At 38.2% G+C, this 21371-nt stretch carries 20 protein-coding genes; 14 read left to right on the plus strand and 6 right to left on the minus strand.

The window, feature by feature from the left end; genetic code table 11:
* The first annotated feature begins 167 nt into the window (after positions 1-167).
* From PQG52_RS07435 to PQG52_RS07445, 3 genes are all read left to right on the plus strand, one after another.
* On the plus strand, positions 168-548 hold the full coding sequence (locus PQG52_RS07435; RefSeq protein WP_271828796.1) for a VOC family protein: 381 nt from the start codon (positions 168-170) through the stop codon (positions 546-548).
* Positions 549-622: 74 nt separating this feature from the next.
* Positions 623-1750 (plus strand): DegT/DnrJ/EryC1/StrS family aminotransferase, encoded by a 1128-nt coding sequence (locus PQG52_RS07440; RefSeq protein WP_271828797.1) that lies wholly within the window; start codon positions 623-625, stop codon positions 1748-1750.
* Between the two features lie 12 nt (positions 1751-1762).
* Entirely contained in the window at positions 1763-2269 is a 507-nt protein-coding gene (locus PQG52_RS07445; RefSeq protein ID WP_271828798.1) for a hypothetical protein, read from the plus strand.
* Positions 2270-2314: 45 nt separating this feature from the next.
* On the opposite strand, the gene PQG52_RS07450 is transcribed toward PQG52_RS07445, so the two are convergent.
* Complete coding sequence (locus PQG52_RS07450; protein WP_271828799.1) at positions 2315-4204, minus strand: ABC-F family ATP-binding cassette domain-containing protein; 1890 nt, start codon at positions 4202-4204, stop codon at positions 2315-2317.
* A gap of 125 nt (positions 4205-4329) precedes the next feature.
* On the opposite strand from PQG52_RS07450, the gene ndk reads away from it, so the two are divergent.
* Entirely contained in the window at positions 4330-4752 is a 423-nt protein-coding gene (gene ndk / locus PQG52_RS07455) for a nucleoside-diphosphate kinase (protein WP_271828800.1), read from the plus strand.
* Positions 4753-5199: 447 nt separating this feature from the next.
* Here the strand turns inward: ndk and purN are convergent, their stop codons facing one another.
* Positions 5200-5817: a phosphoribosylglycinamide formyltransferase gene (gene purN / locus PQG52_RS07460; RefSeq protein ID WP_271828801.1), complete on the minus strand. Its 618-nt coding sequence runs from the start codon at positions 5815-5817 to the stop codon at positions 5200-5202.
* 19 nt (positions 5818-5836) lie between these two features.
* On the minus strand, positions 5837-6949 hold the full coding sequence (purM, locus tag PQG52_RS07465; protein WP_271828802.1) for a phosphoribosylformylglycinamidine cyclo-ligase: 1113 nt from the start codon (positions 6947-6949) through the stop codon (positions 5837-5839).
* A 118-nt stretch (positions 6950-7067) separates the two neighbouring features.
* Between purM and PQG52_RS07470 the strand changes: the two genes are divergently transcribed.
* From PQG52_RS07470 to PQG52_RS07480, 3 genes are read left to right on the plus strand one after another with little or no spacing between them, the layout of a single operon-like run.
* On the plus strand, positions 7068-7862 hold the full coding sequence (locus tag PQG52_RS07470) for a P-loop NTPase family protein (protein ID WP_271788539.1): 795 nt from the start codon (positions 7068-7070) through the stop codon (positions 7860-7862).
* Positions 7863-7879: 17 nt separating this feature from the next.
* Positions 7880-10057, plus strand: a complete 2178-nt coding sequence (locus PQG52_RS07475; protein ID WP_271828803.1) for an RNA degradosome polyphosphate kinase — start codon at positions 7880-7882, stop codon at positions 10055-10057.
* A 43-nt stretch (positions 10058-10100) separates the two neighbouring features.
* Entirely contained in the window at positions 10101-11612 is a 1512-nt protein-coding gene (locus tag PQG52_RS07480; RefSeq protein WP_271801220.1) for a Ppx/GppA family phosphatase, read from the plus strand.
* A 324-nt stretch (positions 11613-11936) separates the two neighbouring features.
* On the opposite strand, the gene PQG52_RS07485 is transcribed toward PQG52_RS07480, so the two are convergent.
* From PQG52_RS07485 to PQG52_RS07495, 3 genes are all read right to left on the minus strand, one after another.
* Entirely contained in the window at positions 11937-13418 is a 1482-nt protein-coding gene (locus PQG52_RS07485; protein WP_271828804.1) for a PepSY-associated TM helix domain-containing protein, read from the minus strand.
* 233 nt (positions 13419-13651) lie between these two features.
* Positions 13652-14299 carry a uracil-DNA glycosylase gene (locus PQG52_RS07490; protein ID WP_271828805.1) on the minus strand — a complete coding sequence of 216 codons (648 nt, stop codon included), beginning with the start codon at positions 14297-14299 and terminating at the stop codon, positions 13652-13654.
* A 15-nt stretch (positions 14300-14314) separates the two neighbouring features.
* Positions 14315-14899 (minus strand): LabA-like NYN domain-containing protein, encoded by a 585-nt coding sequence (locus PQG52_RS07495; protein WP_271788545.1) that lies wholly within the window; start codon positions 14897-14899, stop codon positions 14315-14317.
* A gap of 134 nt (positions 14900-15033) precedes the next feature.
* Between PQG52_RS07495 and folK the strand changes: the two genes are divergently transcribed.
* The 7 genes from folK (at position 15034) to era (ending at position 21358) form a co-directional block, all read left to right on the plus strand.
* A complete protein-coding gene (gene folK, locus PQG52_RS07500; protein ID WP_271828806.1) occupies positions 15034-15537 on the plus strand; it encodes a 2-amino-4-hydroxy-6-hydroxymethyldihydropteridine diphosphokinase in 504 nt (167 codons plus the stop codon).
* Between the two features lie 73 nt (positions 15538-15610).
* On the plus strand, positions 15611-16018 hold the full coding sequence (rpoZ, locus tag PQG52_RS07505; protein ID WP_271788547.1) for a DNA-directed RNA polymerase subunit omega: 408 nt from the start codon (positions 15611-15613) through the stop codon (positions 16016-16018).
* 76 nt (positions 16019-16094) lie between these two features.
* Positions 16095-18371: a RelA/SpoT family protein gene (locus tag PQG52_RS07510; RefSeq protein WP_271828807.1), complete on the plus strand. Its 2277-nt coding sequence runs from the start codon at positions 16095-16097 to the stop codon at positions 18369-18371.
* Positions 18372-18383: 12 nt separating this feature from the next.
* The gene (gene acpS, locus PQG52_RS07515) at positions 18384-18794 is read left to right on the plus strand and encodes a holo-ACP synthase (RefSeq protein WP_271788549.1); all 411 of its coding nucleotides are present in this window, start codon (positions 18384-18386) and stop codon (positions 18792-18794) included.
* 80 nt (positions 18795-18874) lie between these two features.
* Entirely contained in the window at positions 18875-19729 is an 855-nt protein-coding gene (gene lepB / locus PQG52_RS07520) for a signal peptidase I (RefSeq protein ID WP_271828808.1), read from the plus strand.
* On the plus strand, positions 19726-20466 hold the full coding sequence (gene rnc / locus PQG52_RS07525; RefSeq protein ID WP_271788551.1) for a ribonuclease III: 741 nt from the start codon (positions 19726-19728) through the stop codon (positions 20464-20466). The genes lepB and rnc overlap by 4 nt, the downstream gene beginning before the upstream one ends.
* 10 nt (positions 20467-20476) lie before the next feature.
* A complete protein-coding gene (gene era / locus PQG52_RS07530; protein WP_271801225.1) occupies positions 20477-21358 on the plus strand; it encodes a GTPase Era in 882 nt (293 codons plus the stop codon).
* Positions 21359-21371: the final 13 nt, after the last annotated feature.

Raw genomic sequence — 21371 nt, forward strand, 5'->3', positions numbered from 1 at the left:
TTTTTTACGATAGGGATAAATCAATATAATCAGTTAGTTCAGCTTATATCAAAATTAAAATATATTTTGCCTGTCTAATTAAATGTATACAGCTCTTTGTTAAACTTTAATTATTATGATAGCCTTTAAATGAAAGCTCTATTCCAATATTATCAAAGGAGAGAATAATGTTATTTAGTCATATAGTGGTTGGCAGTAATGATCTAGAAAAATCCAAAAATTTTTATGATGCTCTTTTTAAAATTGTAGGTGTTCAGCCCATTGAAGGACCTGAAGGCAGTTTGATCTATATCAGAGACAATCAGTTTTTTGGTGTGAGAAAACCAATTGATGGCCAGCCCGCAACTTATGGGAACGGCACGACAATTGGGTTCAATTTTGACTCCCCAGAGCAAGTGAACGAATGGCATCAAACAGGAATTAATCATGGTGGAAAATCTGTGGAAGATCCTCCTGGGGTCAGAGAAGCTGGAAATAAGAAAATGTACCTGGCTTATTTGCGTGATCCTGACGGTAATAAATTGTGTGGTTTTTATTTAATTAGCTAATATTAAACAGCCTTCGCTTTAGAAGGCTGTTCAGAATTTAATAAAGATCAATTTATTTTAGAAAAAAGAGCATAATGATGAATAATACGATCTCCTTTCTTGATTTAATAAAACAACAGCAACGTTTGGGAAGTGCGGTTAAAGATCGTGTTGATCGCGTATTATCTCATTGTCAGTTCATTTTAGGGCCAGAAGTTCAAGAGCTTGAAGAACGATTGGCATTATATGTTGGTGCTAAATTTTGTATTGGGGTTTCATCTGGAACTGATGCCATACAAATTGCTTTGATGGCAGAAAATATAGGTGCAGGGGATGCGGTTTTCCTTCCTGCTTTTACCTATACATCTACGGCCGAGGTTCCCTTGGTTTTAGGGGCTACGCCAGTATTTGTGGATATTGATCCAGAGACGTTTCAAATTGATCCAACCCATTTGAAACGCTGTATTCAAAAAATTCGTGATGAAGGAAAATTAACCCCCAAAGCAATCATTGGCGTTGATTTATTTGGCCAACCTGCGCCTTGGGATGTGCTACGTCAAATTGCCCAGCAAGAACAATTATTTTTGTTGGATGATTGTGCACAATCTTTTGGTGGGGGGTATCACGGTCATAAATTGGGTAATGAAGCGGACACAACAGTCACCTCTTTTTTTCCTTCTAAACCCCTTGGAGGGTATGGAGATGGTGGCGCAATATTCACCAATGATCCAGAGAAAGCAGAACTTTACCGTTCATTAAGAAGTCACGGCGAAGGCAAAACACGCTATCAAGTATTACGTACGGGCATGAATGGTCGTCTCGACACGATCCAAGCAGCTGTATTATTAGCGAAATTAGATTTTTTTGATGGTGAGATTGCAAGACGAGAAGAAATTGCGCGTTTATATGATGAACATTTAGCTTCGATTGTGCAGGTGCCTGTAAGAGTTCCTCAAAGTCAAAGTGCATGGGCGATTTATTCTATTTTGTTGCCTGATGAACATGCGCGTACGCAATTGCAGAATAAATTAAAAGAACGACATATCCCAACCGCGATTTATTATCCTTTGCCGTTGCATCAACAGCCAGCTTATTGTCATTCCCATGATGGCAGTGTATTACCTGTTTCAGAAAAAATATCAAAACAGATATTAGCATTACCCATTCATCCAGAGCTTACTGATGAAGAGGTTTTACAAATTATTCATGCGATCAAAGAATAAAGGCTTTCTTCAATGCGTAAACAAAATATTATATTAACTTCAGTCTTGGCTTTGTGCCTTGTGGTTGTTTTGGGTGTATGGCTTATGGTACGTAAAGAGCTGAAGCCAGTTACGTTTCCACCTGTTGTGAATGCAGAGCTGATTGTTGGGCCGTTGCACAAGAAACGTTTGTTAACTCCTGATGAATTAAAAGTCGTTAAAGATTGGATTCAAAAAAATGAAAAGGGATGGGGGCCATTACATCGTAATCCACCCTCTACTGGCGATGTTGAAATTCAATTTAATCAAAATATTGAATTAAAAGACTATGCAGACAAACCAAAAGATCAACAACCTCGACCTTTTACTTTGGTGTTATGGCTGGGGATCAGCCAAGCAGATTGGAATAATAAAGTTTTTTATGAAGTATCTAATCAAGATGGCAGCAAAGTTTTCTTGAAAACTTGCGAAGAGGAGGAGTTCGCGCCTCTTAGAAAATTAGTCGATCAATATGATTATCAAAGGACATTGTTCCCTTAATATAAATTAAAAAAAGGGCTGTTAAAGCCCTTTTTGATCTTATTGTTAGGTCTCCGCTTCTTCTAGCTTAGTATGTAGCTCTAACCATAATTCTTCGGCTTGAGCCTGTTTTTTCTGAAAATCTGATAGTTTAATTTGAATTTCTGTTACTTCTTCGGGTTTGGCAGTATTGTAAAATTGTGGGTCTGCAAGCTTTTCTTCTAATTTTTTGATTTCCACAGCGCATTTACTCATGATTTTTTCAGCCTCTTTGATTTTACTGCGTAGAGGCTGCAGTAATTTGCGTTTTTCAGCTCTGTCTTTACGGTCTTCTTTTTGAGAGCCTGATCCTGAATTATTCCCAGCTTTAGATTGCTTATTTGCTTCTTTGCGTTGGTTGTCTAGCCATTGACGATATTCTTTGATATCCCCATCAAACGGGGCAACTGTGCCGTTATTGACCAACCATAAGCTGTCGGCAACCAGTTCAATTAGTCTTGCATCATGGGAAATTAAAATAACTGCCCCATTAAAAGCAGAAAGCGCATGAACAAGAGATTCTTTGGCATCTAAATCTAAATGGTTGGTTGGTTCATCCAGTAATAAGATATTAGGGTTATGACGTGTAGCAAGAGCCAAGACTAACCTTGCTTTTTCACCACCAGATAAAGATTTGACCTTAGTATCAACACGATCAGCATCCAGACCAAACCGTGCCAGTTGCCCACGCAGCTCTGTTTGTGTAGCTTTTGGTAAAGCCGTTTGCATGTGTTCAAGGGGTGTATGTTCTGGAACAAGATCTTCCAGTTGATGTTGAGCAAAATAACCCACAGATAATTTAGGATTATTGTGAATATACCCATCAAAAGGTTTTAACCGCCCAGCGATTAGTTTAATAAAGGTTGATTTACCGTTCCCATTTGCCCCAAGTAACGCAATACGATCATCAGGGTCAATACGCATAGAAATGTCTGATAAAATCGTTCGATCACCATATCCAGCATTCACCTGATGTAAAGTAATTAACGGGGGTGGCAGTTCGATAGGTTGGGGGAATTCGAAATGTACGGAAGTTTCTTCGACAATAGCTTGTAAAGGAGGAAGTTTTTCAAGCGCTTTTAATCGTGCTTGTGCTTGGCGCGCTTTGGTTGCTTTGGCTCTGAAGCGATCGACAAAAGATTGCATATGAGCACGTTTGGCAGCAATTTTCTCGACTTCTCTGTTTTGCTGTAATGTTTTTTCACTTTTGATACGAATGAATTCTTCATATCCACCAACGGTTAATGACATCTTTCTTTGATGTAGGTTTGCGATGGCATTGACAGATTGGTCTAATAAGTTGCGATCATGGCTGACAATTAATGCGCTGCCTGCAAAATTTTCTAGCCAAGATTCTAGCCATAAAGTCGCTTCTAGATCCAAATGGTTGGTTGGCTCATCTAATAACAAAAGATCTGGATTTAAGAATAAAGTGCTAGCCAAGGCAACACGCATACGCCACCCACCAGAAAAATCAGAAACAGGACGTCGTTGATTCTCTTCATTAAATCCAAGCCCTGCTAAAATAATTGCTGCACGGGCGGGGGCACTGTCGGCATTAATTGCAATGAGACGCTCGTGGACTTCTGCTAATCTATACCCATCTTGGATTGTTTCTGCTTCATGTAGTAGACTCGCACGCTCTTGATCTGCTGCTAACACGGTATCTATCAAAGATAATGGGCCAGAAGGTGCTTCTTGTTTTACACGAGCCATTCTGATTCGGTTGGGAATTAAGATTTCACCATCATCAATGGGCATATCTCCTGCGATGGCTGCCAGTAATGTTGATTTTCCTGTACCGTTACGACCAACTAAGCCTACTTTTTGGCCGTTCTCAATGGTTAGAGAGGCGTTTTCTAAAAGAGGACGACCGAATATTCGAAGCGTTAAATTATTGATAACCAGAGTGCTCACAGCGTTGCCCGTGTAAAATAGTAAAAAAATGATCGACAAAATAATAAAATTTCTTTTATTTACCAATAACGCGTGTCATTTACAAAGAATGATTTGCTTTATAATGAAATAAGGAAAAATATATTATGGCTATTCAAAGAACTTTATCAATTTTAAAACCAGATGCAACCCGTCGTAACCTAACAGGTAAAATTAATGCGGTTATCGAAAGCACAGGTCTTAAAATTGTTGCTCAAAAACGCTTGCAATTAACTCAAGCTCAAGCAGAAGGGTTTTATGCCGTTCATAAAGAACGCCCATTTTTTGGTGAACTTGTATCTTTCATGATTAGCGGTCCAGTTGTTGTGCAAGTTTTAGAAGGCGAAGACGCAGTTCAAAAAAACCGTGACATCATGGGCGCAACTAACCCTAAAGACGCAGCACCACATACTGTACGTGCTCAATTTGCTGAATCAATTGAAGCTAACTCTGTTCACGGTTCTGATTCTGCTGAAAATGCAGCAAATGAAATTAAATTCTTCTTTGCTGAAATCGAAATTAACGCCTAATTTTTATTAGGTATCGATTATAAAAGGGTTAAAAGGAAATTTTTAGCCCTTTTTTGTTGCAAAATTGCAAATATATCCTCTCAAGTAAATGCCTTTTATGATGTAATAACCTTTCGTTTTATAAGAGGTTATATGAAAATATCAGTTACATTTAAAGGTGATCTTAAAATGCACTGGAAAAAGCTACTCTAAATCAATTAAATGCCAAGTGTAAATGTGTAGAAAAGTATTTTTTTGATAGGTATCATAAGAAGATCAATATTAGATTAAAAGGAACTAGCCTTAATAATTCATCGTTTGAAATAACGGGTGATATTGATAATGTTGAAGATGTTACAAAAATAGTGTTGGAACAAATAAAAAAATGTAGTTCGTAATTATATCTGTATTTAGATCAGATTGTTATCATAAAAAAGCCCAAGAAAACTTATTTCTTGGGCTATAACTTTATCCATTAATTAATGCATCTACATTAATATCAGGTTCTTCTTTTCGCAAAAAGTTTTTTAAAACTTGTGGGTATAGAAGATGTTCTTGCTTTAATAAACGCTTTGCAAGGCTATGTTCTGTATCACTGGGCAGGACAGGGACAACAGCTTGTCCCAGAATAGGACCTTGATCCATGTCTTCTGTCACAATATGCACAGTGCATCCATGCACTTTCATGCCAGCCTTGATCGCTTTGGCATGAGTGTTCAGACCGGGAAATAGAGGCAAGATACTGGGATGGATATTTAGGATTTTACCTTCCCAATTATTAATCAAAAAAGGTGTTAATATACGCATGTATCCAGCCAAGCAAATGGTTGAGATATTATGGGCTTGTAACGCTGCATCAATTTGACGTTCATGGGCCTGGCGATCTTTGCCAAACTGGTGATGGTCAATGACTTGGGTCGGGATACCAGCATCACGAGCTGTATCCAAACCAGCAGCATCATGGTTGTTACTGATAATAAGTTCTACAGAAGCAGGAAAAGAAGGTTTTGCGCAAGCAGCAATAAGTGCATCCATATTGCTGCCACGACCACTGATAAGAATGGCTATACGTTCTTTAAAGGACATATGGTTTTCCTATTGTAAATTAGTCTGCGTCTGAAATAAAAGTAAAGTCAGGAAGATCGCTAAATTCAACAGTTGGCTCGCTGTCTGGGTTGTCACTGGCAGCGATATGACCAATGACATAGGCTTCGGTATCCGTGCTATTTAGCAATTCATTGACGGCAGCAACATCGGAAACAATCAAAATCATTCCAATACCACAATTGAATACTTTCAACATTTCCTCGGTGGTGACATTACCTGCTTGTGCTAACCAAGAGAATACAGAAGGCATTGGCCAGCTTTCGCCATCAATAATTGCAACCGTTCCTTTTGGCATAACCCGTGGCAGGTTCCCGACGATTCCACCGCCCGTAATATGTGCAGCGCCATGCAACAGACCTGCATTATGAAGGGCAATAACAGGTTCTACATAAAGTTTGGTTGGGGCTAATAACGCTTCACCTAACAGTTGTTCGGTATCGAAAGGTGCCAGATCATCCCATGCTAAATTCTGAGATTTTATAATTGCACGAACCAAAGAGAACCCATTTGAATGAGGGCCATTTGATGTCAGACCGATGATTTTGGCACCAGGGGCGATATTTTGGGGAAGTAACGCATCTCTTTCTACGGCACCCACTGCAAAGCCAGCTAAGTCATAATGACCATGTTGATACATGCCTGGCATTTCCGCGGTTTCACCACCGATTAATGCACAACCACATGCTTCACAAGCATTACTGATACCCGTAATAACCCGCTTTGCTTGTTCAAGCTCGAGTTTACCCGTCGCAAAATAGTCCAAGAAAAATAGAGGTTTGGCACCTTGAACGATTAAATCGTTGACGCACATGCCAACAAGGTCAAAACCAAGATTATCACATAATCCTGTTTCAATGGCGAGCAGAAGCTTTGTACCTACACCATCGGTTCCAGAAACAAGGATAGGGTCTTTGAACCCAGCTGCTTTGACGTCGAATAAAGCACCGAACCCTCCTAAATTTCCCATAACACCAGCTTGTTTGGTTTTTGAAACTGCTGGTTTGATTGCTTCGATTAAAGCATCCCCAGCAGCAATATCAACGCCTGATTGTGCATAGGTTGCACCGTTTTCGGTAGAGGGATGTTTGTTTTCTGAAGAATCTGAAGTCATTATAAAGCAGCCTTTTATCTTTAATGCTTGATAGGTTGATGTTGAATTTGATTATGAATGAATTTTACTTCATATTAAACCTATATTTACGGCAGATATGATTTTTGGCAAAGTAAGAATGCAGAAAAAAAGTCAACCACGACATTTGATGGATGCTCCAAGGCAGTTGGCGTTGCCTTTTCCCTATAATCCTCGCTTTATTCATTCCGAATTTATCAGGGCAACATCGAATGCTGGGGCAAGAGCTTGGCTGGGCATTCAACATAATACCCGTTCGATACCAACCTGGCCTGACCAACGATTGGTATTGTGGGGCGATTCTGGTACAGGGAAAACCCATTTGTTGCAAATATGGGCGGATAAAGAAGAGGCATTATTCTTACCAGGTTCCATTTTATCCCAAAATTCGTCTGTATATTGGCTGGAAAAGATAAAAGAGCAGTGGGTTAAGGCACTTGTGATAGACGATGCTGACCTGATTACGAACCCTCAGGCATTATTGCATTTGTTAAACTTGACCAAAGAACTTGGTCTTGCTGTAGTGTTAAGCGGACGTTCACCGCCGTCACGATGGGATATTCAACTGCCTGATTTAGCCAGCAGATTACGAGCCATTACAACTGTTAAGATCGAACAGCCAGAAGATGCGTTGCTCCGTATTTTATTGTTGCGTTTGTTGGCAGAACGACAATTAGTTGTTCCTTCGACAATGATTGATTGGTTATTGGTTCGTCTGCCCAGAACCGCGAGTGCGATTCGTGAAGCTGTGTGTCGTTTGGATGAAGCAACACTTGCACATGGGGGTGGGGTAACAAGAAATTTGGCAATCCGCGTTTTAGAAGATTTACTTTCTTTCGATTTTATAGAATCATTAGAAGAGACTGAGGAGCCATTATTCTTTTCTGATTTTTAATTCAAAGTTGTAATTCGATGACCCCTAAACCAAAAAATACCATAAGTAAACCCGCAACAACGCGTACTCGTAGAGTGTCCGCATTACCAAGAAAAACAGAAACTGCTGTTGTGCCTATTAAAAAAAGCCCTGAACGATTCATCAATCGTGAATTATCTTGGTTAGATTTTAATCAAAGGGTGGTTGAAGAAGCACAAAATGTTAGAAATCCTTTGTTGGAAAGATTAAGATACTTATCCATTAGTGCCAGTAATCTTGATGAATTTTACTCTGTTCGTGTTGCAGGCTTAGCAGGGCAAGTTCGAGAAAAATTAATCACATCTTCACCTGATGGGTTAACGCCTTCTCAACAACTTGCAGCTATCAGAGAGCGTGTCAAAGGATTATTTGCAAATCAGCAACAGACCTATCTTATTTTGAAACAATTATTGGCAGAAACTGGGATTGTTGTTTGTCAGGCTCAAGATTTGACCCATGATGATCTGGTATGGTTAAAGAATTATTTTCTTGAACGTATTTTTCCAGTTTTAACACCTATTGCATTGGATCCAGCCCATCCCGTGCCTTTTATCCCTAATTTAAACATGGCTATTGCATTACGATTAGTTAGTCAACGTAATGACCGTAATCGAAAATATGTATTAATTTTATTACCATCACAATTATCAAGGTTTTTAGCATTACCGATTACCCCCAAAAATTCTAAAATACAACGTTTTGTTCTTTTAGAAGATATTATTGCATTATTTATTTCAACGATCTTCCCTGGTTATAAAATCAGCAATTACGGGCTGTTACGTGTTATTCGCGATACGGATGTTGAGTTTGAGGAAGAAGCCGAAGATTTAGTTCGCTCTTATGAAACTGCTCTAAAACGTAGGCGCAGAGGCGTTGTCATTCATTTGGATATCGATAATCAACTACCCACTAAATTAGCAGATTTGGTTGCCCATGCATTAGAAGTTCCACCAGAGGAAGTAACGATACATCATGGTATATTGGGAATGGTGGATGTTAAGCAATTAATTGTTGAAAATCGTCCTGATTTATTGTTCCCATATTATAAATCCTTAGTTCCAGCGCGTATCCGCGAGGCTGGAGGGGATTGTTTCACGGCTTTACGTTCCAAAGATTTGCTGGTTTATCATCCTTTTGAGAGTTTTGATGTTGTTGTGCAATTTTTACGTCAAGCTGCACAAGATCCTCAAGTGTTGGCCGTTAAACAAACCTTATATAGGACGTCTAGTAACAGCCCAATTGTAAGAGCCTTGATTGAAGCGGCAGAAAGTGGAAAATCCGTTACTGCAATTGTCGAGTTGCGTGCACGTTTTGATGAAGAGGCAAATATTCGTTTGTCCCGTGATCTAGAGGCTGCTGGTGTACAAGTGGTTTTTGGATTTGCTGATTGGAAGACACACGCTAAATTAAGCCTTGTGGTGCGCAGGGAAGGCAATGTTACCCGTACTTATGCGCATTTCGGTACAGGTAATTATCACCCGATTACTGCAAAAATATATACGGATTTATCTTACTTTACTTGTAATCCTAAACTTACCCGGGACGCAGTAAAATTATTTAATTATGTGACTGGATATGCGCGCCCATCGCAGATGGAGGCTATTGCATTCTCTCCATTAACTATTCGTAAAACACTAAATGAGCTGATCGATCAAGAAATTGAATTCGTAAAAGCTGGTAAGCCTGGATCTATATGGTTGAAAATTAACTCCCTGGTTGATCCAAGATTAATTGATCGGCTTTACGAGGCTTCTTGTGCGGGGGTCAAAATTGATATCGTCGTAAGAGGTATTTGTTGCTTAAGACCACAAGTGGCTGGGTTATCAGAAAATATAACAGTTAAATCAATTGTCGGTCGTTTCTTGGAGCATGCCAGAGTATTTGTTTTTGGCAATGGTCATGAATTACCATCACCCTATGCGAAAGTATATATGTCTTCGGCGGATTGGATGGAACGCAATATGGATCGTCGTATTGAAGAAATGATTCCAATTATTCCCGAAGAAATGCACGACAAGGTTCTTAATCAGCTTATGGTTGCTAATTTAAAAGATAATTTGCAATCATGGCAATTAAACCATGATAAAAAATGGTGCAGAATAGAGGCAGTGGACAAACCATTTTCTGCACATGAATATTTTATGGATAATCCATCTTTGACCGCTAAAAAACTTTAATGCTTATCTAAATAGAAACTTTAATAATATAAGGATTATATATATGAGTTCCCACTCCTTGATACGCTCAGCCATTGTTGATTTAGGTTCCAATTCAGTTCGCTTAGTCGTTTTCGAGGGGAGGGAACGTAACCCAGTAATAATTTTTAATGAAAAAGCAACATTACGATTAGGAAGCGGTTTAGACACAACCAAAAGGTTAAATCCCAAAGGGGTTGCTTTGGCAGAAGGGGTGTTTAAACGTTTTTATGCGGTTGCAACGACAATGGGTGCGGATCCTTTTGTTGTCTTGGCCACTGCTGCCGTTAGAGATGCAACGGATGGTCAAGAATTCATCAATAAATTACAGTCATGGATGCCTAATGTTCCTATTCATATTTTAACAGGTGAACAAGAGGCTGATTATGCTGCTGCTGGTGTATTATGTAGTATTTCAAATGCTGATGGTGTTGTTGCGGACATTGGCGGTGGGTCAATGGAATTGGTACAGCTTTGTGGGCAGCAACGGTTCAATGCGCAGACTTTGCCATTGGGTGTTATTCGTCTAATGGATCGTTCTGAGCGAAAAATTTCTAAAGCCAAATCAATTGTTACCAAAGATTTAAAATCAGTCGAATGGATTGAAGAGGTTAAAAAGAAAAATCTATATTTGGTGGGTGGTGCTTTTCGAGCAATGGCTCAATTATATATGGAATACACCTCTTATCCTTTATCTATCGTTCATTATTATACGTTACCATATGAAGAAGCCAAACGAATGGTTGAATGGACGATTGAAAAATCAAAGGGCGGAGTTAATAATATTCCTATCTTTATTCATAAACGTCTTAATGATCTTCCTTATGCGGCAACTGTATTAGGACAATTATTGGCCAGGATGCGCCCTGAAAAGATTATTTTTTGCGCCGAAGGCGTGCGTGAGGGGTGGTACATGCGCAATGTTGTGTCAGAAGCTGCATGCAATCAAGACCCTCAAGAAGCAGCAGCATTAGACATTAGTGAACGTTTAGGCAGAGTCAAAGAATTCCCTCTGGCATTAATGCAATGGACAAGCAATTTGTTTAAAAATGAAACGGTTGAGATGAAACGGTTGCGTTGGAATGCATGTTTAATTTCGGACTCAGGATGTCATGATCATCCAGCCTATCGTAAAGAACAATCTTATTTAAGAATTTTATGTATGGCAGGAATGGCTTTTGATCATCCAACGCGTGCTTTTTTAGCATTAACTACCGCAATGCGATATGAAGCGGGGATTGATGAAGCGTTTTTATCTTCTGCCAAGAAAATCTTAACACACAAACAATTTGAACAAGCTATTATTCTGGGAATGGCTTTTCGTGTTGCCTATACATTATCAGGCAATTTACCCAGTTTGTTATTAAGAACGCGTTTAAAAGTTGGCAAAAAGAAACTGACTCTATACTTTTCACAACATTTAGATGCCGTGATTAGCGATGCAGTCACCAGACGTTTAAGTCGTCTAGGGCAATTGATGGGACTGGAAACGCAGTTACTATCTGACGAAGAAGAAATCAAAAATAAACCTTCATAAGATATATCTGTCAATGTGATGATTTACGTAAAGAGTGGCTTGATGTAATCCATTTAATATAAAATTGTGGATAGAACCCTAAACACAAAGCGACTATCATTGCATTAATGGAGGTTAAATTAATCCAGATCAACCATCCTGGATTATTCCAACAATATAGACATAGCCCTAAGCTTAGAATATTAAGTGTCGTAAAAGAGGTTTTATAATAAATGCTTTCCATACCAGAGCTGGGGTTAAGTTTATAACGCGTTCTGATCGTGTTGATTGAACATATAAAGCAAAATATGCTGAGAAAATTGATAAAAATAACCAAGATAAACATTAATGTATCCCTTTGCTTTTAATGTAAAAGAATAATCGTAAAAAAATAATACCACATATGAAAATTACAGCATCGGTGATGAGATATAAGTAATTACTGTTATGTATGGCTGCGATAAAATAGGGTGCTGTTTGTATATAATTTAAAAAAGGTAAAAGAAGGCATAATCCTGAAAAAATAAATGTCAGGTTAAGCCAAGTGCATTTAATTTTCCCCAATATCGATCCCATAATACTAACCCCTAATACCAAGAAAAAGCTGATAAAGAAGCAGTTAATTTCCCAATTTATTCTTGTTGATAATTCTGCTGGTAATAAACGGTTTGACCATAGGAAAGTAATCATTGCGATTAATGTTCCCATAATAATGCCAATAGTAATGCCTTCTGTTATTCTATAAAATAATCGTTGAGGTATAGAATGCATCGATATTAGGCTGTTTCTTTTTCGATTGGAATAAAATAACAGCCCACAAACAATTAAGACAGAACTTCCTATGCCCATAATTGCAAAGATTACACGAAAAAAGTGACCGCCTGAACGAACAGTATGAATACCGAGTAATGTTTGATTAACCAAAGTAATAATAGTGGGCTTTTTGGAGAAAGAGCTGATTTGTTGTGTTTTTTTATCAAAAGCAACATAATTCTTAAGTCGAGCAATTTGTTTTTCATCGCCTTCGATAAATCTTACTTCTTTTTTGGTAAATAAGATCGCGCCAGGCATAGTATTAAAATAAATTTGTGCTTTATTCAATAAAGTTAAAAGATCTGGCCGTATTGATTGTTGTGAAAATTCTTTATGTTGCTTTGTCTGAACAGCATTGGGTAGAGGCTGAGTGTTGGGTAAATAGCGAGGTGCCAAAAACAAAACGCCACTAATGGCAACAACGAATAAAAAAGGTAAAAAGAAAAAACCACTGATTGTATGTAAATCAGATTTAAAACGCACTGTATGAGGTTTGGGGTAAACAAAGAAAGCGTTTTTTACTATTTTCGGTAAATAAATAACCACACCAGAGATAATAACAAATATAAAGGCAATCCCCACAATCAATAAAATGGCACCTCCAATAAAACGACCAATAAATAAATTATTATGGAAACTATCAATAAAATATCCTCCACCGGTTGCTCTGACAGGGATAATATTTCCGTTTTGAGGATGGATGACATTCCCCTGTAACATATTATCTTGGGCATGTAGAACTCTGATAAATGGATCTCGGGATGAGGGAAGTGCAATTAGATTCTTACGAATTTGTTTATGTTGCTTCCAACTGTCATAGGCTTGATCTAATGCTGTGCTGGAAACGGATGCTGTTGGAGCGTACATTCCTAACTCGGGTTGCATCCATTGTGTAATCTCTTTATCATAAATTGAAATTGTTCCAGATACAAATAATACAAACAAAAACCATCCTCCAATAAGTCCAAACCATTGATGGCAAATTCTGAAAAAAGAAAATAAGTTTTTGTTCATAGTTGTAATCTTGTTATTAATTAATAATGATTATTATTATCAATAAGACAAGAAAATATCTACTATTAAATTATAAATTAGCAGGGTATGATTAACAATCACATGTTTTATTTAGAGCGGGAAAAGATGACAGCAGAGGGTATATTGGCTATTTCACCTTTAATTGTATATATATTTTTGGTGATTGGGGTTATTGGCCTAATCATTTGGAAATTTTTGTTCAAAAAATAGCTTTAAGTAAGGTTGACTTTTTCCTTGATGTGCAAAATAACATTTTCGAACATTTCGGTAGTCAATACGCCAGTACTGGTATTATAGCGTGATACATGATAACTATTGATAATCGTAATGTTTTCATTAATCTGAAAAAATTGTCCGTGTCTAAATTTGATACTGGTCAAGGGACGTCCAAAACAAGCTAAAATATTTTTGTGTGCGACAACACCCAATGTCAAAATAAATTTTAAATTAGGCATATGTTGTATTTCTTGTAGTAGAAATGAGCGACAATTTTTCTCTTCTTGAGAGGTAGGTTTATTTTCAGGGGGAACGCATCGCACAGCATTAACAATACGACAATTTGACAAGGTTAATCCATCGTTAGGATCAGCATTATAAGTTCCCTTCGCAAAACCGTACTTAACTAAGGTATTATAAAGTAACATACCCGCATAATCACCTGTAAAGGGCCGACCTGTAAGATTTGCTCCTTTTACTCCCGGGGCGAGGCCAACAACTAAAAATTCTCCATTTTGATCGCCCCATGGCGGAACAGGGGCATTCCATCCTGTGGTGTATAATTGTTTGTTACTTTCCCTATATTCCATTAATCGAGGGCATAAAGAGCAATTATGTTCGGGCTGTATGGGTAAATTAATCATTATCTAGATTTGAATTTAATCTGTAAAAGGGATTGTTGGATTTGGAATATCATTTTGTTGATTACTGTCGCCAGTTCGTCGAGTGAATTCTGGGGCAATATCGACAATATCCAAGAACTGATCTGCTTGTCGACGCAACTCATCTCCAACCATAGGAGGGTTGGTTTTGACGGATGAAATAACGGTCACCCGCACGCCTTGTCTTTGAACGGATTCAACTAAACGACGAAGGTCAGCATCCCCACTAAATAAAACGGCATGATCGATATGGGGGGCAATTTCCATCATATCAACAGCAAGTTCAATATCCATGCTTCCCTTAATTCTTCTGCGACCATTTTGATCGGTAAATTCACGTGCGCTTTTTGTGACAAGGAAAAAGCCATTATAGGCCAACCAATCGGTTAGCGGTTTAAGGGGGGAATATTCTTCTGTATCCAGAACCGCAGAGTAATAATAAGCGCGGATCACATTGCAATGATTTCTAAAAAAAGTTAGTAAATTTCTATAATCAACATCAAATCCTAAGTTCCGAGAGGCAGAATATAAATTCGCTCCATCTATGAATAGACAAACTTTTTCATTTTCTCTAAAAAACATATAAATAATCCTAAAATAAAATGATCGACTATAAAAAATTCACTATAATTGATATTAATCAATCCGCAGATAGTGTAGTGGTAATATTCTTAATGTGTTTCAATTAAGTGACGAATTTGTATAAGAAAAAAATTATGATTATTATAGCAGTTGGAAGTAATCTATCAGGTGTTTGGTCTGATACCCCTTATGGTATGTGTCAAGAAGCTGTGCATCGTCTGTCCACAGAGTTAAAATGTTCTATAAAACAATCCTCTTGGTACCAAACTAGCCCAATTCCACCATCATCTCAACCCCTTTATGTCAACGGGGTCATTGCATTAACAAAAGAAATTGAACCAATCGAGTTGTTAAAGACATTAAATAAACTAGAGGCAGAGGCAGGAAGAGTGCGTCAACAAGTCAATGAAGCACGCCCTCTGGATTTAGATATTTTGGATGTAAACGCTCAGATTATTGAGGATTCGACAAGGTTAATTATTCCCCATCCACGGTTGCATCTAAGGGGATTTGTTCTATATCCCTTAAGAGATGTATGTCCGCATTGGAAGCACCCTATATCACATAAAAGTGTAGATGAGTTAATAGCTGGGCTTCCGAAAGATCAAGAAATCGTACCTTATTTAGACGAAAAATAAGAAGATATTTGATTTTTTAATTGAGATAGAATAAAATCTAAAGATTAATTTCAAATCTGGAGATATTAGATTTATGGCACGCGTTACTGTTGAAGATTGTATTGAAAAAATCCCTAATCGTTTTGACCTTGTTTTGCATGCAGCACAAAGAGCACGTAGCCTTTCAAGAGGAGAGGCTTTAACAGTAGAACGCGACAATGATAAAAATCCCGTCGTTGCTTTACGTGAAATCGCCGAAGAAAAACTCGACTTAGATGCCATTAAAAGTGATATTATTCGTTCACTTGCTAGAGCACCAGAACCAGAGCCTGTGGACGAAGAAGTTGTTGATTTAATTCCAACTGAAAAAAATATCTTTGGTTTGCAAGATGTGACTGCAGAAGAAGAAAAACGCAACATGTCACAAAATTCTTTTGAAAATATTAATGAAATTATGAGCGAACTAGATCGTAGACGTTCTTCTGGCTCTGAAAATTTTTAGTATCATCCTTGTTTTTTTATTGGTTTTTATGCTTAATTATATACTATAAGCATTATTATCAGTATCAAGGTTAGAAGTGGAAAATATATATCTTCCCACAGCATTAAGTGAAAGCGATCATATTGATTGCGAAGGTCTACTTAGACATATTCGTAAATATGATTCTGAATCAGATCTTTCACTTGTTGAAAAGGCGTTCCAAGTTGCGTTTAAAGCTCACGAAAAACAATTTCGTGATAATGGAGCGCCATATATAATTCATCCTTTGGCTGTTGCGAATATATTGGCACATCTAAGGGTTGATGTTACCTCTATTATTACAGGGTTACTTCACGATACAATCGAAGATACCGAGGTAACTCGAGAATTTCTTGAAAAAGAATTTGGCGTTGTTGTTGCGGACCTTGTTGATGGTGTAACAAAGTTAACGCGTCTTGAATTGCAATCAGATCGAACCAAACAAGCTGAAAATTTTCGCAAGCTGGTGTTGGCGATGTCCAAAGATATCCGCGTTTTAATTGTAAAACTTGCGGATCGTTTGCATAATATGCGTACGTTGCAATATGTGCAACGCTTAGACCGTAAGCAACGGATTGCGCGCGAGACAATGGACATATATGCGCCATTGGCAGAGCGTATCGGTATGGATAATGTAAAAACTGAACTTCAGAATATAGCCTTTGCTGTTTTAGAACCAGAAGGGGATGCTTCTATTCGAGCGCGTCTAAATTATCTGCGTGGTCAAGGGGCAGATATTGTTGAAGAGGTTTGTGTTGAATTAAAAGAGCTTTGTGAAAATTCAGGTTTAAGAAATGTCGATATTACTGGTCGCGAGAAATCTTGTTATTCTATTTGGGAAAAAATGAACAGAAGGCAAGTCGCTTTCGAACAATTATCCGATATTATGGCGTTCCGTATTGTCGTTGGGACCAAAGAAGAATGTTACGCTGCTTTGGGTGTGGTGCATAGCAGTTATCCCGTCGTGGCGGGACGATTTAAAGATTATATCTCAGCCCCTAAAGCTAATGGGTATCAAAGTATTCATACGGGGGTTACGCTACGTCAACCGAGAAACCAACGTATTGAGATCCAAATTCGTACGCGTGAAATGCATGATATTGCCGAAAATGGTGTTGCGTCTCATTGGGTATATAAACAACTACCTGTTGTTAGTAAAAATCAAGAAAAATTTAACTCTAATGTTGCTGAAATTGCACCCAAGTTTAAAAAGTTACGTTGGGTTCAAGATTTGTTGGATATTTTAGAGGATTCAGCAGCACCAGACGAGTTTCTTGAAAATACCAAGTTAGAGCTTTATCAAGATTCTGTTTTTTGCTTTACGCCAAGAGGGGAGTTAATACAGTTACCTCGTGGTGCCACACCAGTTGATTTTGCCTATGCAGTGCATAGCCAAGTTGGGGATCGTTGTGTTGGTGCTAAGGTTAATGGTCGATTGGTTCCATTAAAAGAGCAGCTTCATAATGGTGCTCAAGTTGAAATTATGACTGCCAGAGAGGGAAATCCTTCTCCTTCTTGGGAACGATTTGTCGTTACAGGCAAAGCCAGAGCGCGCATTCGTCATTTTGTAAGTGGTCAGCAAAAAGCAATTAAGATCGAAGCTGGCCGCGTTGCTTTGGCAAAAGCATTTCGTCAAGAAGGGGTTGATGGATCACAAAAAATTCTTGAAAATGTTTTGAAACCTTTGAAACAATCATCTGTGATGGATTTATATGTCGCGGTTGGTAGTAACGCTTTATTAGCCAAAGACGTCGTTTATACCGCTTATCCAGAATTACGGCCTACGAAAAGAGCGCCTCGTTTTGTGCCAGGCTTAAGCGAAAAGAAATCATCGTCTTCTTCTGTATCCAGCATGGGTGGACAACACCAGAATGTCATTCCTTTGAAAGGGATGGAAAAAGGCATTAATGTTCATTTTGCGGGATGTTGTCACCCATTGCCTGGGGACGCAGTGGTGGGGATTGTCTCGACAGGCAAGGGGATTACCGTGCATCGTAAATCCTGTGCGATGTTAAGTAATTATGCTTCTATGCCGGAACGTTTTATGAGTATGGATTGGGATTACGATATTCTGAGTCATGTTGATTCAAAGAAAAACTATGTGGGTCGAATTAAAGTTGTAGGCGAAAATAATTCCGAATTATTGGCAAGTATAACAAATCGTACGGCTCAGTATAATGGCAGTATTTTGAATTTGAAGATTTTGAATAGACATATCGATTTCATTGAAATCTTATTAGATCTTGAAGTGAAAGACGTTGAGCATTTGAATTCTTTGGTCTTGGGATTACAAGTTATCAAAGGTATTATTCACGTAGAGCGATCTGTGAGCTAAGGAATATAAAGAATGATTGTAGGTATAGGCTCTGATTTATGTGATATGCGGCGTATTGAAGCCGTTTTAGAACGCCATGGTGATCGTTTTAAGGGACGTATATTTACATCAAACGAAATTAAAAAGGCAGAAGGGCGGTATGGTCAAACCCGTATAGGAACATATGCTAAACGCTGGGCAGCCAAGGAGGCTTGTGCCAAAGCGTTGGGAACGGGATTTAACGATCAGGTTTTTTACCACGATATTGAAGTTATTAACTTACCTAGTGGTCAACCCTCTTTAAAATTGACGAACGGCGCATTGGAACGATTGCGAGCATTGGGTAAAGATGGATATAAACCCAATCTTTTATTAACGATGACCGATGAACATCCTTATGCATTTGCACAAGTAATGATTGAATTATTGCCTAACAAGGAATAGATAAGATACTAAGTAAGGCTTGATAGCGTTCATATTAATATAAATAATAGGTATCAAAGTAACGTGATTGATAAGAGAGTATGAATAATAATTTAAATAATGATGCAAATCAAAATCCTGATGGAACAAAGCAAAAGTCGACAGGGTTAAAGGGAATGATGGAGATGGTATCGACAGTGTTTTGGGCTGTCGTTATTATTGTTGTGGTTCGGTGCTTACTATTTGCTCCTTTTAATATTCCATCAGGGTCCATGATACCGACGTTACTGATTGGGGATTATATTTTTGTCAGTAAGTATAGTTATGGTTATTCAAAGCACTCCTTCTTCTTTTCACAGCCAGATTTTAAAGGACGTATTTGGTATACCCCTCCTCAAAGGGGTGATGTCGTTGTATTTAGAAGCACAAAACCACCGTTTGATTATTATGTAAAAAGATTGATTGGTTTGCCTGGTGATACAATTCAAGTTAAAAATGGTGTTTTATATATTGATGACAAACCCGTTAACCGTCGTTCAGATGGGCCATATACATATCAAGAATCGCCAAACAAACCAGAAATTACTGAAAATCTATATACCGAATATTTGCCGCGTAAAGATGGTTCGATCGTAGAGCATAAGATTTTACAAGCAATGATTAATCCTTGCGGTGAAGATTTGGTATGTAATGGGGATATCAATCCAAATTATACTATTCCTTATCATGTGCCTACAGATCATTTTTTTGCGATGGGCGATAATCGCGATCATAGTGCAGATAGTCGATTTAACGATCCTAATACCGAAAATTATCTGGGCTTTGTGCCGATTGAAAATCTTATTGGAAAAGTTCAATTTATTTTTTATTCTTATGATAGCAAATATCCTGTTTGGCAATTTTGGCATTGGCCCCAAGAAATTCGTTGGAACCGATTATTTAAGACTGTAAAATGACATTAGATATGCAAAAGGATCTTGCTTTTTCAGAGAAAACTTTGGAAAGCAAGTTAGGTTATTCATTCCAATCAAAGGCATTATTGCAAAAAGCACTTACTCACCGTTCTGCCATTTACGAGAATCGTTCTTCCCGTAAAAAGGTAAAACGCGTCAGTTCAAATGAACGATTAGAATTTATTGGTGATCGCGTGCTGGGGCTGGTGATGGCAGAATGGCTATTAAAACGATATCCCAATGAACAAGAAGGGGATTTGGGGCCAAGACATGCGCATTTGGTTTCTAAGACCGTTTTGGCTCAAATTGCAGCGATTTTGAATATTTCAGAGGCTATTCATGTGGCCTCGCACGAAGAAAAAGCCGGTGTGCATCATACAGATAGTGTGTTGGCTGATGCTGTTGAAGCGATTTTGGGTGCAATGTATTTAGATGGTGGGTTGAAACCCGTTCAAAATTTGGTTCATAAAGTATGGGCAGAAATTATTGAATCACAGTCTCTACCACCAAAAGATTCTAAGACAGCGTTGCAAGAATGGGTATTGGCCAGAGGATTGCCGCTGCCTGTTTATGAGTTGGTTTCTCAAGAAGGCCCATCTCATACACCAATTTTTGTTATTAAAGTTGTTGTGAAAAACCATGAAGGTAGGGGCGAAGGGGGTAATAAACGTGCAGCAGAAAGTGCCGCAGCCAAAGATTTGCTTCTTCAATTAGAATTAATTAAAAACAAGAAAAAGTAGGATAAAGAATATGCATTGTGGGTTTGTGGCTTTGATTGGGGCACCAAATGCGGGTAAATCAACCTTATTAAATAAAATGGCGGGTGCTAAATTATCGATTGTTAGTCCAAAAGCACAAACCACGCGTATGCGTATTTTGGGGATCGTGATGCGTCAACAAACTCAAATTTTATTGATGGATACGCCAGGTATCTTTAAACCGAAAAGAAAACTTGATGAAGCGATGGTGGCAGCCGCTTGGACAGGTGCTGTGGATGCAGATATTACGTTGTTGTTAATCGATGCCAATCTTGGGCTGACGGATGAAAATCGAGATATTATTAACCATTTGAAAGAGAATTCCCGTCGTATTTGGTTGGTATTTAACAAAATTGATAAAATAAATCCACAAAAATTGCTGCCATTGACCCAAGAAATTACTTCTATCTTATCTATTGAAAAAAGCTTTATGGTTAGTGCCAAAACCGGTAGTGGTGTAGATGATTTATTAGATGCATTGGCAGAATCTCTTCCAAAAAGTCCTTGGTTATATCCAGAGGATGATTTAACAAACCTACCTGATCGTTTATTGGCGGCTGAGTTAGTCAGGGAACAAATCTTTATGCAAACGCATGAAGAGGTTCCTTATTCAGTGACTGCTGAAACTGAGAGTTTCAAAGAAAGGCCAGATGGATCTGTTCGCATTGATGTGACAATTTATGTTTTACGTGCCAATCACAAAGCAATTATTATCGGTGAAAAGGGACAAAAAATACGGATGATTGGCGAGAGAGCACGTAAAGAATTAAATCATTTATTGGATCGACCATGTCATTTATTCCTGATTGTCAAAGAGCGTAAAGGCTGGGATGGTGAATCAGCGCGTTTAAAAGCAATTGGTCTTGAAGACTAATTTGTTTTTAAGG

This window comes from Commensalibacter communis (assembly GCF_947179105.1).
GTDB lineage: Bacteria > Pseudomonadota > Alphaproteobacteria > Acetobacterales > Acetobacteraceae > Commensalibacter > Commensalibacter communis.

What these genes read in the sequence shown, in the direction of transcription:
- PQG52_RS07435 (WP_271828796.1), top strand. Translation starts at nt 168, where the DNA reads ATGTTATTTAGTCATATAGTGGTTGGCAGTAATGATCTAGAAAAATCC.
- PQG52_RS07440 (WP_271828797.1), top strand. Translation starts at nt 623, where the DNA reads ATGATGAATAATACGATCTCCTTTCTTGATTTAATAAAACAACAGCAA.
- PQG52_RS07445 (WP_271828798.1), top strand. Translation starts at nt 1,763, where the DNA reads ATGCGTAAACAAAATATTATATTAACTTCAGTCTTGGCTTTGTGCCTT.
- ndk (WP_271828800.1), top strand. Translation starts at nt 4,330, where the DNA reads ATGGCTATTCAAAGAACTTTATCAATTTTAAAACCAGATGCAACCCGT.
- purN (WP_271828801.1), bottom strand. Translation starts at nt 5,817, where the DNA reads ATGTCCTTTAAAGAACGTATAGCCATTCTTATCAGTGGTCGTGGCAGC.
- purM (WP_271828802.1), bottom strand. Translation starts at nt 6,949, where the DNA reads ATGACTTCAGATTCTTCAGAAAACAAACATCCCTCTACCGAAAACGGT.
- PQG52_RS07470 (WP_271788539.1), top strand. Translation starts at nt 7,068, where the DNA reads ATGCAGAAAAAAAGTCAACCACGACATTTGATGGATGCTCCAAGGCAG.
- PQG52_RS07475 (WP_271828803.1), top strand. Translation starts at nt 7,880, where the DNA reads ATGACCCCTAAACCAAAAAATACCATAAGTAAACCCGCAACAACGCGT.
- PQG52_RS07480 (WP_271801220.1), top strand. Translation starts at nt 10,101, where the DNA reads ATGAGTTCCCACTCCTTGATACGCTCAGCCATTGTTGATTTAGGTTCC.
- PQG52_RS07485 (WP_271828804.1), bottom strand. Translation starts at nt 13,418, where the DNA reads ATGAACAAAAACTTATTTTCTTTTTTCAGAATTTGCCATCAATGGTTT.
- PQG52_RS07490 (WP_271828805.1), bottom strand. Translation starts at nt 14,299, where the DNA reads ATGATTAATTTACCCATACAGCCCGAACATAATTGCTCTTTATGCCCT.
- PQG52_RS07495 (WP_271788545.1), bottom strand. Translation starts at nt 14,899, where the DNA reads ATGTTTTTTAGAGAAAATGAAAAAGTTTGTCTATTCATAGATGGAGCG.
- folK (WP_271828806.1), top strand. Translation starts at nt 15,034, where the DNA reads ATGATTATTATAGCAGTTGGAAGTAATCTATCAGGTGTTTGGTCTGAT.
- rpoZ (WP_271788547.1), top strand. Translation starts at nt 15,611, where the DNA reads ATGGCACGCGTTACTGTTGAAGATTGTATTGAAAAAATCCCTAATCGT.
- acpS (WP_271788549.1), top strand. Translation starts at nt 18,384, where the DNA reads ATGATTGTAGGTATAGGCTCTGATTTATGTGATATGCGGCGTATTGAA.
- lepB (WP_271828808.1), top strand. Translation starts at nt 18,875, where the DNA reads ATGAATAATAATTTAAATAATGATGCAAATCAAAATCCTGATGGAACA.
- rnc (WP_271788551.1), top strand. Translation starts at nt 19,726, where the DNA reads ATGACATTAGATATGCAAAAGGATCTTGCTTTTTCAGAGAAAACTTTG.
- era (WP_271801225.1), top strand. Translation starts at nt 20,477, where the DNA reads ATGCATTGTGGGTTTGTGGCTTTGATTGGGGCACCAAATGCGGGTAAA.